This is a genomic window from Pseudomonas sp. B21-048, from assembly GCF_024748615.1.
In the GTDB taxonomy this organism is placed as follows: domain Bacteria; phylum Pseudomonadota; class Gammaproteobacteria; order Pseudomonadales; family Pseudomonadaceae; genus Aquipseudomonas.
On sequence record NZ_CP087168.1, the window covers coordinates 3,854,490 to 3,867,444 of the forward strand.

Consider the following 12,955-nt stretch of genomic DNA (forward strand, 5'->3'; position numbering starts at 1 on the left):
ACGCCGGATCAAAAGTTGAACATCAAAGAACCATCGCCGCCACCCAGCCAAACGCCAGCAGCGGCAGGTTGTAGTGCAGGAAGGTCGGGACCACGGTGTCCCAGATGTGGTGATGCTGGCCGTCGATATTCAGACCGGAGGTCGGGCCCAAGGTCGAGTCCGACGCGGGGGACCCGGCGTCACCCAACGCGCCGGCGGTACCGACGATGCACACGATGGCGATCGGGCTGAAGCCCAGTTGCACGCACAACGGCACGAAAATCGCCGCCAGAATCGGCACCGTGGAAAACGACGAGCCGATACCCATGGTCACCAACAATCCGACCAGCAGCATCAACAGCGCACCAATGCCTTTACTGTGGTTGATCCACGAGGCCGAGGACTCCACCAGCGTCTGCACATGGCCGGTGGCTTTCATGACTTCGGCAAACCCGGATGCGGCGATCATGATGAAGCCGATCATCGCCATCATCTTCATGCCTTCGGTGAACAGATCATCGGTGTCGCGCCATTTGACGATGCCCGACACCGAAAAGATCAGGAAGCCCACCAGCGCCCCGATAATCATCGAGTCCAACAGCAACTGAACAATGAATGCGACGGCAATGGCCAGGCCGGCGATCATCAGGCTCATCGGGTTGTACTGCACCGCGACCTGTTCGACTTTTTCGATTTTCTCGAGGTCATAAACACGCTTCTTGCGGTAGCTGATAAACGCCGCCGCCAGGCCAAACACCATGCCCAGTGCCGGAATGCCCATGGCATGGGTGACATTGATGCCACTGATGTCCACGCCACTACGGGCGACGTTGGCCAGCAGGATTTCATTGAGGAAGATGTTGCCGAAGCCCACCGGCAGGAACATATACGGCGTGATCAGACCGAACGTAATGACACAGGCGATCAATCGACGGTCCAGCTGAAGTTTGGTCAGCACATATAACAATGGCGGCACCAGCAACGGGATAAAGGCGATATGAATCGGCAAAATGTTCTGGGAGGCGATGGCGACCACCCACAGCAGGCCGATCAGCAGCCATTTGACATTGCCGCCACCGTTGGCGTGCTGGCGATCGACCAGGGCCAGGGCTTTGTCGGCCAGCGCATGGGCCAGGCCGGACTTGGCGATGGCCACGGCGAACGCGCCGAGCAAGGCGTAAGACAACGCAACGGTCGCACCGCCGCCGAGGCCGCTGTTGAACGCTTTAAGGGTCGCGTCGATACCCAGGCCACCGGTCAGACCGCCCACCAGCGCGCCGACAATCAGCGCGATTACCACATGCACGCGGGACAGGCTCAGTATCAGCATGATGCCGACCGCGGCAATTACTGCATTAATCATCGTTACCTCAAGGCATACGGAATGAGTCCGGCCGGCAGCCTGCATGAGCCGCCAGCGGATTAAAGAAAGGGGTTTATCAGAGGGCGCGCACTTTGCCGCAGCATCGTCTCCTTGTCAAAGTGAACGGCCGTCCACTGAAGATCCCGCGTGGGAGCGAGCCTGCTCGCTCCCACGCGGTAATCGGCTTGCTTCAGACAGGTGTCAGCGCTTGGGCAATTCGATCAATACCTTCAAGCCGCCCCACTCGCTTTCCTGCAACTTCAACACCCCGCCCCATGTGTCGACGATGTCGCGCACGATGCCCAATCCCAAGCCATGCCCATCCGTCTGTTCATCGAGCCGTGTGCCACGACTGAACACCTGAGCGCGCTGGTCTTCGGGAATTCCGGGGCCATCGTCTTCCACACTCAACTCAAACCTTTCTGCTGTTTCGACCACGCTCAACCGAACCTCGACATCTGCCCATTTGCAGGCGTTGTCCAGTAGATTGCCCAGCAACTCCAGCAGATCTTCGCGATCCCATGGCAGTTGCAAACCGGCCGGCGCGCGGTAGCTCAGGTCGAGGTGTTCGCCGTGAATCATGTTCAAGGTGGCCAGTAACCCAGGCAGCTCGGCATCGCAATCAAACAGCGCCCCCGGCAGCGCATCGCCGGACAATCGAGCCCGGTTGAGTTCGCGATTGAGCCGTTGCTGAATCTGTTCCAGTTGCGCCTGCATGACTTTACGCAGCTGCGGGTGAGCATCGAGTTGTTCGCTGCAAGCCAGGCTCAACAACACCGCCAACGGAGTTTTCAACGCATGGCCGAGATTGCCCAAGGCATTGCGCGAGCGTTTGAGGCTGTCTTCAGTGTGGGCCAGCAAATGGTTGATCTGCGCCACCAGCGGCTCCAGCTCCACCGGCACCTCTTCGTCGAGTTGCGAGCGTTGGCCCTGCTGCAACTGAGCGATTTGCTCGCGGGCCTTTTCCAGCGGGCGCAAGGCGCGACGCACGGTGAGCCGTTGCAACAGCAGAATCAGCAGCAACCCGGCCAAACCCAGGCCCAGACCGATCTGTTGCATACGCCGGAAGCTCTCGCGTACCGAGGTGTAGTCCTGGGCGACGCTAATGGAAATCGCCTGGCCCAGCCGACGATAGTCCGAACGCAATACCAGCAACTGCTGCCCTTCCGGCCCCAATTGCAGATTGCTATGCAGACCAGGGTGTCCTAGCAGCGGCAGCTCCTGATCCCATAACGAGCGGGAACGCCAATGGCTATCAGCAAAGTCGATGCGAAAGTAATGCCCGGAAAACGGTCGTTTATAGGCTGGCGACAAGTGCCGCTCATCCAGTTGCACCCCCTGCGGCCCACGCACCAGCGCCACCAGCAGGTTTTCACTGTCGTTGCGCAGCCCCGCTTCCAGGTAGCGCTGCAATCCCATTTCGAATAGCCATAAACTGGTTTGCGCCAGCACCAGGCCAACGACCACCATCACGCTGATCAGGCCCAGGCTCAAGCGGCGCTGGATCGACCTCACTGGGCTTGCCCGCCGAACAGGTAACCCTGACCGCGACGGGTTTCGATCACGCTGCGGCCGAGCTTGCGTCGCAGGTGGTTGACATGGACTTCCAGCACATTGGAATCACGTTCGGTTTCACCGTCGTAGAGGTGTTCGGCGAGGTGGCTTTTGGAAAGGATCTGTTCGGGATGCAGCATGAAGTAGCGCAGCAGGCGGAATTCGGCGGCGGTGAGCTGGATATCGGCGCCGTCGCGGATTACGCACTGGCGACTTTCATCCAGATGTAAACCGGCGGCCTTGAGCGTCGGCTGATTGGCCTGACCATGGGAGCGGCGTAACAATGCCTGGATTCGCAAGTGCAGCTCTTCGGGGTGAAACGGTTTGGTCAGGTAATCGTCGGCGCCGGCCTTGAGGCCTTCGATCCGCTCGGCCCAGGAACCGCGCGCGGTGAGGATCAGCACCGGCGTGGCCAAGCCGCCGGCCCGCCATTGCGCCAGCACCTCGAGCCCCGGCAAACCCGGCAGACCGAGGTCGAGGATGATCAGGTCATAGGGCTCGCTGCTGCCCTGGTACACCGCATCGCGGCCGTCAGCCAGCCAGTCCACGACATAACCCTGTCGGTTGAGGCCGGCCATCAACTCGTCGGCCAGCGGCACATGATCTTCCACCAGGAGTAAACGCATCGGTCAATCTTCCTTGTCTTTCAGTAAACGGCCGGTGGTGGCATCGACGTCCAGCTCGCGCACCACGCCCTCGGCGGTCAGCAGTTCGACTTCATAAATGTAGACGTCGTGTTTTTCCTCAAGCTCGGCTTCCAGCAATTTGGCTCCGGGATAGTGGCCCAGCGCTTGCTGCATGAGTTGCTCCAGCGGCAGGATCACACCTTGTTGGCGCAGGCGCAGGGCCTCGTCCTGATCCAGGTCGCGAGCCATGACCACCGAGCAAAAAGCCAGGAGCGCCAGCGCCATTCGACTGCTGGCGCGTCGATTTAAACCAAACACCTTCATTACGTATCCTGATGATCCTTGAGAACCTGCGCGCTGACAGCGTCCAGTTCCAGGTCCCACTCCGTGCCTTGCGGGTCGCGCAGTTCCACCTGATAGAGGTACTTGCCGTACTCTTGTGCAAGCTCGGTTGCGGTGATTTTGGCGCCGGGGTGTTTAGCCAATGCAGCGGCGTTGAGCGTCTCGAACGACACAATGGTACCAGCGTCGCGCAGTCTCAGGGCTTCGTCGGGACCCAGGTCGCGCGCGTGGGCGATACTGGCGCTCAGGCTGATGAGGAATGCGGTGAGGGCAGTCAGGATTTTCATGGGGTGGCTCCGTATTTTCTTATGTGTTGCTACGGGGGGTCACCTTAGTCATTCGAACTTAACTGAAACTGAATTGCCATCATCAGCAGTTGCAATGTGACATCACTGCGCCTACAGATTGAGCTGCCAGACATCGAGACCGGTATACCGCAACCACATCAAACTGGCCGCCAATGGTCGCCTCGGCGAGCGCTTGCTGACCCTTTAGTCAGTGTTTTGCCCGGCGCTCTGGTAAACTCCCCGCCTGCCCACATCGCCGCGGCGATCGCCACCTGACAGAGCTGAACATCACTGTGGAAATCTTCAAAGAATTTACCTTCGAATCCGCCCACCGCCTGCCCCACGTGCCAGACGGCCACAAGTGCGGTCGCCTGCACGGACATTCGTTCAAAGTAGCGATTCACCTGAGCGGCGACCTCGATCCGCATACGGGCTGGATTCGCGACTTCTCGGAAATCAAGGCGATTTTCAAACCGCTCTACGAGCGCCTGGACCACAATTATCTGAACGACATTCCCGGCCTGGAAAACCCGACCAGCGAAGTGCTGGCCAAGTGGATCTGGACCGAACTGAAGCCCCTGCTGCCGGAACTCAGCGCGATTCGTATCCATGAGACCTGCACCAGCGGTTGCATTTATCGCGGTGAGTAAACCGATCTAAAGATGTAAATCCCTGTGGGAGCGACCTGTGGCGAGGGAGCTTGCTCCCGCTGGGCCGCGAAGCGCCCCCCTTATCCCCAAAAAGAGGGGACTGCTTCGCCCGAGCGCGGACCGGTCCAACGGGAGCAAGCTCCCTCGCCACAGGGCTCCCACAGGGAAACTGCGTTTCGTCAGAGAATAAAGAAACAGCCTTCAATGGCTGTTTTTTTATGCCTATGCTTTTTGGCTCGCACACGCCAAGAGGACGCATCCATGGCTGACTGGCCGCTGGCTCAGACCTATCGCTTCAATGGGCACTCCGTTCGCTACGCCGTACGTGGCGACGGCCCGCCGCTGGTGTTCGTGCACGGCACACCCTTCTCTTCTTATGTGTGGCACCGGATTGCGCCGCACTTCATCACCACGCACCGGGTGCACTACTTCGATCTGCTGGGTTACGGGCAATCCACTCAGCCAGACGGCGATGTGTCGCTGGGCGTACAAAACCAACTGTTGGCGCAATTGCTGGAGCACTGGGGCCTGGAGCGGCCAGACGTGGTGGCCCACGATTTCGGCGGTGCCACCACGTTGCGCGCGCACCTGCTCAATGGCAAGGATTACCGCAGCCTGACGCTGATCGATCCAGTGGCACTGTCGCCCTGGGGATCGCCGTTCGTGCAGCACGTGCATCAGCATGAAGCGGCGTTCAGTGGGCTGCCCGATTACATTCAGCAGGCGATAGTGCCTGCCTATATTCGTGGCGCGATCAAGCGCGAGATTCTCGATCATGAACTGGCGCCCTATGTGCAGCCTTGGCTGGGGGATCCGGGGCAAGCGGCGTTCTATCGGCAGATTGCACAGATGGATGAACGCTTTACCCGCGAGGTCGAAGCGCTGTACCCGACGGTTCGCTGCCCGGTGCAGATTCTTTGGGGGGAAGACGATCAGTGGATTCCCATTGAGCGCGGCCGGGCGCTGCATCAGATGATTGCGGGAGCGCAGTTTCATGTCATTGCCAATGCCGGGCATCTGGTTCAGGAGGATGCGCCGGAGGCGATTGTGGCGGCGCTGTTGCGGTTTTTGCCGCAGCACGAATCCCCCTGAAAAAAACCGTATTCCATGTGTTCCTTCACGCGCACCGCTTTCGTGTCCCTCCTCGGGCCAAATCCGCCTGCTCGACTATAAATAACAACACCCTCGCGCTATTGGCACGAGCACTGCAACATCCCCGCGTCGTCCATTCAACAAGGAACGCCACATGCCGCAGAACGATCCGGGCACGCTTATGTGCATATGCGGTCGGCACAGTCGCCGCCTTCAGCTCGCCGTGGGTCGCGCCGCTGGTAGGGATTGCCGCTGCCGCGCTAACGTATGTGCTATTGACCGGGGTACTGGGTGCCCGTACCGCCGACGCACCACTCCAAGATCTCTAAAAGGATTCGCCTGATGCACATCATCAACGCCCGGCTGCGCAACCAAGAAGGCCTGCATGAGTTGCACCTTGAGAACGGCCTGATTCACAGCATCGCCCGGCAAACCGAAGCACCGTCCCTGGGGCCTGATGACCTGGACGCCGGCGGCAATCTGGTGGTGCCGCCCTTCGTCGAGCCGCACATTCACCTCGACGCCACCCTGACCGCCGGCGAGCCGCGCTGGAACATGAGCGGCACGCTGTTCGAAGGCATCGAGTGCTGGGGCGAGCGCAAGGCGACCATCACCCAGGAAGACACCAAGACTCGCGCCAAGAAGACCATCCAGACCCTCGCCGCCCATGGCATTCAGCATGTGCGCACCCACGTCGACGTCACGGACCCGGAACTGACGGCGCTCAAGGCAATGCTCGAAGTCCGCGAGGAAAGCCGCCACCTGATCGACCTGCAAATCGTCGCGTTCCCTCAGGAAGGCATCGAGTCGTACCGCAACGGTCGGGAGCTGATGGAAGAAGCGATCCGCCTGGGCGCCGATGTGGTCGGGGGGATTCCGCATTTCGAATACACCCGGGATCAGGGCGTCAGTTCGGTGAAGTTCCTCATGGACCTGGCCGAGCGCACCGGTTGCCTGGTGGACGTGCATTGCGACGAAACCGACGACCCACACTCACGCTTCCTTGAAGTGCTGGCCGAAGAGGCCCGCAGCCGCGACATGGGTTCACGCGTTACCGCTAGCCACACCACGGCGATGGGTTCGTACGACAACGCCTACTGCGCCAAACTCTTTCGGCTGCTCGGGCATTCGGGGATCAGCTTTGTCTCCTGCCCTACCGAAAGCATTCACCTGCAAGGACGCTTCGATACCTTCCCGAAACGCCGTGGCGTGACCCGAGTCAATGAGTTGCTCGAAGCCGGGATGAACGTGTGTTTCGGCCAGGATTCGATTGTCGACCCGTGGTATCCGCTGGGTAACGGCAACATTCTGCGGGTGCTCGAGGCTGGGTTGCACATCTGCCATATGCTCGGTTATCGCAATCTGCAAAGTGCACTGGATCTGATTACTGAAAACAGTGCCAAAGCTATGGCGTTGGGCGATCGATATGGGCTGGAACAAGGGCGACCGGCGAATCTGTTGATTCTGTCGGCGGACAGCGATTACGAGGTGATCCGCAGCCAGGGTTTGCCGCTGTATTCGATTCGCGGCGGCAAGGTATTGATGAAGCGGCAGATGCCGGTAGTGGCGTTCAGCAGCGATCTGGGCTGAAGTTCAGGTTGGAGGCAACGGGCTTGCTCCTCCCACACCCACCGGACGAGCGGTTTGCCGCATCCGGTGGTTGAACAGCTCAGCAGACGCTGAAGCGAAGTCGTGCGTCACTACCTGACAGCCCCACGTAAATCCCCCACTAACCCTTGCAATGTTGCCGGTTCAGCCACTTCAACGGCCACTGCCGGCCCCGCCACCAGGGTCACCCGCGACCACAGCCTGCGAAACACGCCCTTGTCCGGATCACGGCTGAAGAAACTCCCCCACAACCCCTGCAACGCCAGCGGAATCACCGGCACCGGCGTTTCTTCGAGAATCCGTGTCAGCCCGCCCTTGAATTCATTGATCTCGCCATCAGCAGTCAACTTACCTTCGGGGAAGATGCACACCAACTCGCCGTCCTTCAAATATTGGGCGATGCGGGTGAAGGCTTTTTCGTAAATCTGAATGTCTTCCTGACGCCCGGCGATCGGAATCGTCCCCGCCGTGCGGAAGATGAAGTTCAGCACCGGCAGGTTGTAGATTTTGTAATACATCACAAAGCGAATCGGCCGACGCACTGCACCGCCAATCAGCAACGCGTCGACGAACGAGACATGGTTGCAAACCAGCAGTGCCGCACCCTCATCGGGAATCAGCTGCAGATTGCGATGCTCGACACGGTACATGGAATGGCCAAGCAGCCAGATCATGAAACGCATGCTGAACTCGGGGACGATCTTGAAGATATAGGCGTTGACGCCAATGTTCAGCAGCGACACCACCAGGAACAGCTGCGGGATCGACAGCTCGGCGAGGCTCAACAAGACGATCGACACAATCGCCGACACCACCATGAACAGGGCATTCAGGATATTGTTGGCGGCAATCACCCGCGCACGCTCGTTCTCGACGGTACGCGACTGGATCAGCGCATACAGAGGCACGATGTAAAAAACCGCCGAAGATCCCAAGCCCAAGAATGTCGATCAACACCAACCAGGCGTGACCGAATCCAAGGACTTCGATCCAGCCATGGCCGGCAACACTGTCCGGAATTCCGCCGGAATGCCACCACAGCAACAGTCCAAACACCGTCAGACCGAATGAGCCGAACGGCACCAAACCGATCTCGACTTTGCGCCCGGAGAGTTTCTCGCAGAGCATCGAACCCAGTGCGATACCGACCGAGAACACCGTAAGAATCAGCGTCACCACCGTCTCGTCGCCGTGCATCCATTCCTTGGCATAGGCCGGGATTTGCGTCAGATAAATCGCCCCGACAAACCAGAACCATGAGTTGCCGACGATCGAACGCGATACCGCAGGGGTTTGCCCCAAGCCCAGCTTCAAGGTGGCCCAGGACTGGCTGAAGATGTTCCAGTTCAGGCGCATTTGCGGCGATGCCGCCGCGGCCCGGGGAATGCTGCGGCTGGCCAGGTAACCGAGCACCGCGATACCGATGATTGCCGTGGACACGACCGGAGCGTAGTTGCTGGTGGACATCATGATCCCGGCACCAATCGTCCCGGCGAGAATCGCCAGGAAGGTACCCATTTCCACCAGACCATTGCCGCCCACCAGCTCCTCTTCGCGCAACGCCTGCGGCAGGATCGAGTACTTCACCGGCCCGAACAGCGCCGAGTGGGTGCCCATGGCAAACAGCGCCAGCAGCATCAGCGACAGGTGATCGAACATGAAACCGACCGCGCCCACCGACATGATGACGATTTCCCCGAGCTTGATCAGACGGATCAGCGCGTCCTTGGCGAACTTTTCCCCGAACTGCCCGGCCAGGGCCGAGAACAGGAAGAACGGCAGGATAAACAGCAACGCACACAAATTGACCCAGATCGAACGGTCACCCTCGATAGTCAGCTTGTACAGAATGGCAAGAATCAGCGACTGCTTGAAGATGTTGTCGTTGAACGCCCCGAGTGACTGCGTGACAAAAAACGGCAGGAAGCGCCGAGTGCGAAGCAAGGTGAACTGAGAGGGGTGACTCATCTTCCATGTGTCCCTGATGTTGGGTAGAGAGTGGGTAGCTGCTTTTAGGTAAAGAGTGACGTGGATACTGTTATTGGAATGTCCAACGTCGATCCAGCCCACAGATTACCTAATCTTTGCCGGTTATTTCTTTAATCCTGCGATGCACGGCGAGACAAACAGCTCACCTCGCCATGCGCCCTGCACTGTCCGTTTGGCGACTATCAGCCACATCACCGCCAGCATTGCCACCAACACGCAACCAAAGACACTGAAAAACGTCAGGTTCAAGGTGCTGGCCAGTTTCAGCGTAGCCAGGGAGTAGACCCCCAGCGGGAACGTGAAGCCCCACCAGCCGAGGTTGAACGGGATACCGGCGCGCAAGTAACGCACGGTGATCAACAACGCTATCAGCATCCACCAGAGCCCGAAGCCCCACAGCGTGATGCCGGCCACCAACCCAAGCCCCGCGGCGATCTCACCGATACCCGGCAGACCGTTGGCGGTGAAGATCGCCGGCGCGTCGGCACCCAACAACAACATACCCAATGCGCCGGTTCCGATGGGACCGAGGGCCAGCCAGCTCGAGGCGGCCATGTTTTCGTGGGGCAATTTATGCAATGCCATGCGCAACAACAGAATGGTCAGAATGCTGAACGCGACAGGTAGAGAAAAGGCCCAGAGCGCGTAGCTGGTCACCAACACTACCCGTTGTGAATGAGCATCGACCAAATGCGGCGCCAGCAAGCCACCGCTGGCCGCCGCCACTTCCGCCGCCACCACCGGCAACAGCCAGACGGCGGTCATCTGGTCAATGCTGTGCTCCTGGCGGGTGAACATCATGTAGGGAATCAATACGCCGCAGGCCAGCGACATCGCCACGTCCAGCCACCACAGCACTTCAGCGACATGGATCACACCGTCGCCCCAGCGCGGCAGACCGAACAGCAGAAAACCATTGATGAGGGTCGCAAGGCCCATGGGAATGGTGCCGAAAAACATCGAAACCGTGGAATGGCCGAAAATCCGTCGCGCCTCGCCGAAGAACATGACCCACCGCGCGGCATACAGGGCCGTGAACAACACAAACAAAGCGATGTTGAATAGCCACAGGGCTTCGGCAAACGCATGCAGACCGGGATTCGACACCGGCAATTGCGCAAGCGCCAGCGCCAATACACCCGTGCCCATGGTCGCCGCGAACCAGTTTGGGGTGAACTGGCGGATGGCCTCTCGAGGGTGCTGCAAATGACTGAGCGGTTTGATACCGGGTTTAACGCTATGGGTGCAGGTCATGGTGAACTCCTGTCCTCTCGTGAGGTGGAGCTCATGGTAGATCCGAATCGAATATCGATATAACGGGTAATATAACTATCTGTTATCTGTTTTGCAGATATAGCCTCAGACGCTGCCTTCGGTCTCGATCACCAATATCCGCGCCACACCGAGGGGATGAGCTACATGCTCGGTGCCCACTGACGGTCGGTCCGTCGATTTGAATGGCGCTGCCAAGGCTAACGGTCATCGAACATCGACGTTACAGACTTCGACGGACCGCTCACGCATCAACCCGAACAGCGCACCAAGCGACAGGATGATCAGCACTGCACCATAACCATCGGTGGTTGCCACCAGTCCAAAGGTGCGCGTCAGACTGCCAGCCAGCAACGACGGCAAGCAGAAAGCCAGGTAACTGAGCACATAAAACGCCGACATCAAACCCGCCCGCTCATGAGGCAAGGCCAGCGGCACGATGCTTCGCAGGGCACCCAGGAAGCCCGCGCCAAACCCGCCGCCCGCCACCAGGGTGCCGAAGAAAAACAATGGCAGGCTGGCACTGTGTACCGCCAGCAGAATCAGCGCAACGCCCGCAGGCAGCAGGCTCGCGCCCAACAGTAAGACTTTGTCGGCCGGCCGATTGCGCAAGGTGTAGATCATCAATGCACCGGTCACCGTCAATACGGCCACCGTAGCCCCGCCAATCAGATTCGAGGTGGACCCAGTGGCGGTCCGCACCAGAGACGGCGCCAGGGAAGCGAAAAAACCACCGAGCGCCCACACCGCCAGATCTATCGGCAGCACCCGCCACAACGTACGCCGCGCCTGAATCGGCACATGCAAGGTCGGGCGCAACGAGGCCCAGGCGCCCGGTTGTCGGGTGACGCTTTCCGGCAGGCGCCAGACGTACAGCGCTTGCATCACAAACAGCGCGAACAGCACCCAATAGGTCAGTTGCAGCGGCAGCGGCGCAAACTCGGCCAATACGCCGCAACCCATCGCACCCAGCGCCATGCCCAGCAACGGCGCGACGCTATTGACCATTGGCCCTTGCTGACGGTCGGTGTCCAGCAGCGCCGCACTTAAAACGGCGGTGGCCATGCCCGTGGCAAAACCCTGCAGGACCCGCGCACTGATCAGCCAGGCGACGCTGTCGGCGTTGATGAACAGCAACATCGCCAGCATGTTCAGCAAAACGGCGGTAAAAATCACCGGTTTGCGCCCCAGATAATCCGAAAGCGAACCGACCGAGAGCAACGCCGCCAGCAAGCTGAGGGCGTAAACGCCGAAAATCAGGGTCAGGGTCGCTGCCGAGAACTGCAGGTGTTCTTGATACAAGTGATACAACGGCGTTGGCGCGGTGGAAGCGGCGAGAAAACTGAGTAAGGTGAGCGCCAGAAACCACAGGCTGGAACGGTTTGACGTTAGACGGGACATAAGCACACTCCGCAAAAGCTAATTTTTTGCTTTTGCGGAGTGTGCTACTGGTAAACGCTTAAAGCAAATTCTTTGTGTTAAGGTCCGCCGTATGGCTATTAAAGAAGGTTTACGTCCTGGTGGCCGCAGCGCCAGGGTGCAAGAGTCGATTCATTTGGCAGTCCGCGCGCTCCTCGAAGAACAAGATCGCGCGAGCGTGACTGTGCCGCAAATCGCTGCTCGGGCCGGGGTAACGCCGTCGACCATTTACCGGCGCTGGGGTGATCTGTCGGCGCTACTGGCCGACGTCGCCCTCGCCCGCATGCGCCCCGACAGCGAACCGGCCAACACCGGCAGCCTGCGCGGTGATGTGCGGGCCTGGGCGGAGCAGTATCTGGACGAAATGAGTTCCGAGCCCGGGCGCAACATGATGCGCGACGTGCAATCCAGCGCCACGCCGGGCTATTGCGTGATGATCATTGGCGGGCAATTGCAGACGATTCTGGATCGCTACCCCGGGCAGCCGAAGCCGAGTGTCGATCGGCTGATCAATATGGTGGTGGCGCCGACGGTGTTTCGCCTCCTGTTTGCGGCGAAGGCGCTGGAGGTTGAAGAGTTGCATCGGTTGATTGATATTGCGTTGAGTCAGTAACCGCCATCGCGAGCAGGCTCGCAAAGGCCGCACAGACACCAACGATCTGGCGGTCTCTCAACCTGCGACACCCCACCACGTCACGACCTTGGTCGACACTGACTAACTCAAGCGGCCATGCGAGACTGTCCTGATCGGGCGGAGTCCCGGATGTCTTTTTG

11 protein-coding genes and 3 pseudogenes are annotated in these 12,955 nt (G+C 59.5%); 5 read left to right on the plus strand and 9 right to left on the minus strand.

The window, feature by feature from the left end; translation table 11 throughout:
• Positions 1-22 precede the first annotated feature (22 nt).
• The 5 genes from LOY56_RS18100 to LOY56_RS18120 form a co-directional block, all read right to left on the minus strand.
• Positions 23-1,339, minus strand: a complete 1,317-nt coding sequence (locus tag LOY56_RS18100) for a Na+/H+ antiporter family protein (RefSeq protein WP_258622765.1) — start codon at positions 1,337-1,339, stop codon at positions 23-25.
• A 204-nt stretch (positions 1,340-1,543) separates the two neighbouring features.
• Positions 1,544-2,857 (minus strand): sensor histidine kinase, encoded by a 1,314-nt coding sequence (locus LOY56_RS18105; RefSeq protein WP_258616177.1) that lies wholly within the window; start codon positions 2,855-2,857, stop codon positions 1,544-1,546.
• Positions 2,854-3,522 (minus strand): response regulator transcription factor, encoded by a 669-nt coding sequence (locus LOY56_RS18110; RefSeq protein WP_258616182.1) that lies wholly within the window; start codon positions 3,520-3,522, stop codon positions 2,854-2,856. The genes LOY56_RS18105 and LOY56_RS18110 overlap by 4 nt, the downstream gene beginning before the upstream one ends.
• Positions 3,523-3,525: 3 nt before the next feature.
• Entirely contained in the window at positions 3,526-3,807 is a 282-nt protein-coding gene (locus tag LOY56_RS18115; protein WP_408980344.1) for a PepSY domain-containing protein, read from the minus strand.
• Positions 3,808-3,845: 38 nt separating this feature from the next.
• Complete coding sequence (locus LOY56_RS18120) at positions 3,846-4,151, minus strand: PepSY domain-containing protein (protein WP_258616188.1); 306 nt, start codon at positions 4,149-4,151, stop codon at positions 3,846-3,848.
• A gap of 293 nt (positions 4,152-4,444) precedes the next feature.
• Here LOY56_RS18120 and queD point away from each other — a divergent pair, with 293 nt between their 5' ends.
• The 4 genes and pseudogenes from queD to codA all read left to right on the plus strand — a co-directional run bounded on the left by queD (position 4,445) and on the right by codA (position 7,483).
• Positions 4,445-4,801 (plus strand): 6-carboxytetrahydropterin synthase QueD, encoded by a 357-nt coding sequence (gene queD, locus LOY56_RS18125; RefSeq protein WP_017736453.1) that lies wholly within the window; start codon positions 4,445-4,447, stop codon positions 4,799-4,801.
• A 261-nt stretch (positions 4,802-5,062) separates the two neighbouring features.
• Positions 5,063-5,893, plus strand: coding sequence for an alpha/beta fold hydrolase (locus LOY56_RS18130; protein WP_258616192.1), 831 nt, complete (start codon positions 5,063-5,065; stop codon positions 5,891-5,893).
• A gap of 179 nt (positions 5,894-6,072) precedes the next feature.
• A pseudogene (locus LOY56_RS18135) lies at positions 6,073-6,222 on the plus strand (cytosine permease); the annotation flags it as partial.
• A gap of 13 nt (positions 6,223-6,235) precedes the next feature.
• A complete protein-coding gene (codA, locus tag LOY56_RS18140) occupies positions 6,236-7,483 on the plus strand; it encodes a cytosine deaminase (RefSeq protein ID WP_258616194.1) in 1,248 nt (415 codons plus the stop codon).
• A 110-nt stretch (positions 7,484-7,593) separates the two neighbouring features.
• Here the strand turns inward: codA and LOY56_RS18145 are convergent.
• The 4 genes and pseudogenes from LOY56_RS18145 to LOY56_RS18160 form a co-directional block, all read right to left on the minus strand.
• Positions 7,594-9,469: pseudogene (locus LOY56_RS18145) on the minus strand (MFS transporter).
• A gap of 123 nt (positions 9,470-9,592) precedes the next feature.
• Positions 9,593-10,744 carry a TDT family transporter gene (locus LOY56_RS18150; RefSeq protein ID WP_258616195.1) on the minus strand — a complete coding sequence of 384 codons (1,152 nt, stop codon included), beginning with the start codon at positions 10,742-10,744 and terminating at the stop codon, positions 9,593-9,595.
• A gap of 105 nt (positions 10,745-10,849) precedes the next feature.
• Positions 10,850-10,927 (minus strand): annotated as a pseudogene (locus LOY56_RS18155) (cupin); the annotation flags it as partial.
• 42 nt (positions 10,928-10,969) lie between these two features.
• Entirely contained in the window at positions 10,970-12,163 is a 1,194-nt protein-coding gene (locus LOY56_RS18160) for an MFS transporter (RefSeq protein WP_258616196.1), read from the minus strand.
• A 91-nt stretch (positions 12,164-12,254) separates the two neighbouring features.
• Here LOY56_RS18160 and LOY56_RS18165 point away from each other — a divergent pair, with 91 nt between their 5' ends.
• Positions 12,255-12,794: a TetR/AcrR family transcriptional regulator gene (locus tag LOY56_RS18165; RefSeq protein WP_258616198.1), complete on the plus strand. Its 540-nt coding sequence runs from the start codon at positions 12,255-12,257 to the stop codon at positions 12,792-12,794.
• Positions 12,795-12,955 lie beyond the last annotated feature (161 nt).

Excerpts from the sequence above, each read along its gene's own strand:
- LOY56_RS18115 (WP_408980344.1), bottom strand. The coding sequence starts at position 3,807 with ATGGCGCTGGCGCTCCTGGCTTTTTGCTCGGTGGTCATGGCTCGCGAC.
- LOY56_RS18110 (WP_258616182.1), bottom strand. The coding sequence starts at position 3,522 with ATGCGTTTACTCCTGGTGGAAGATCATGTGCCGCTGGCCGACGAGTTG.
- LOY56_RS18120 (WP_258616188.1), bottom strand. The coding sequence starts at position 4,151 with ATGAAAATCCTGACTGCCCTCACCGCATTCCTCATCAGCCTGAGCGCC.
- codA (WP_258616194.1), top strand. The coding sequence starts at position 6,236 with ATGCACATCATCAACGCCCGGCTGCGCAACCAAGAAGGCCTGCATGAG.
- LOY56_RS18160 (WP_258616196.1), bottom strand. The coding sequence starts at position 12,163 with ATGTCCCGTCTAACGTCAAACCGTTCCAGCCTGTGGTTTCTGGCGCTC.
- LOY56_RS18165 (WP_258616198.1), top strand. The coding sequence starts at position 12,255 with ATGGCTATTAAAGAAGGTTTACGTCCTGGTGGCCGCAGCGCCAGGGTG.
- LOY56_RS18130 (WP_258616192.1), top strand. The coding sequence starts at position 5,063 with ATGGCTGACTGGCCGCTGGCTCAGACCTATCGCTTCAATGGGCACTCC.
- LOY56_RS18150 (WP_258616195.1), bottom strand. The coding sequence starts at position 10,744 with ATGACCTGCACCCATAGCGTTAAACCCGGTATCAAACCGCTCAGTCAT.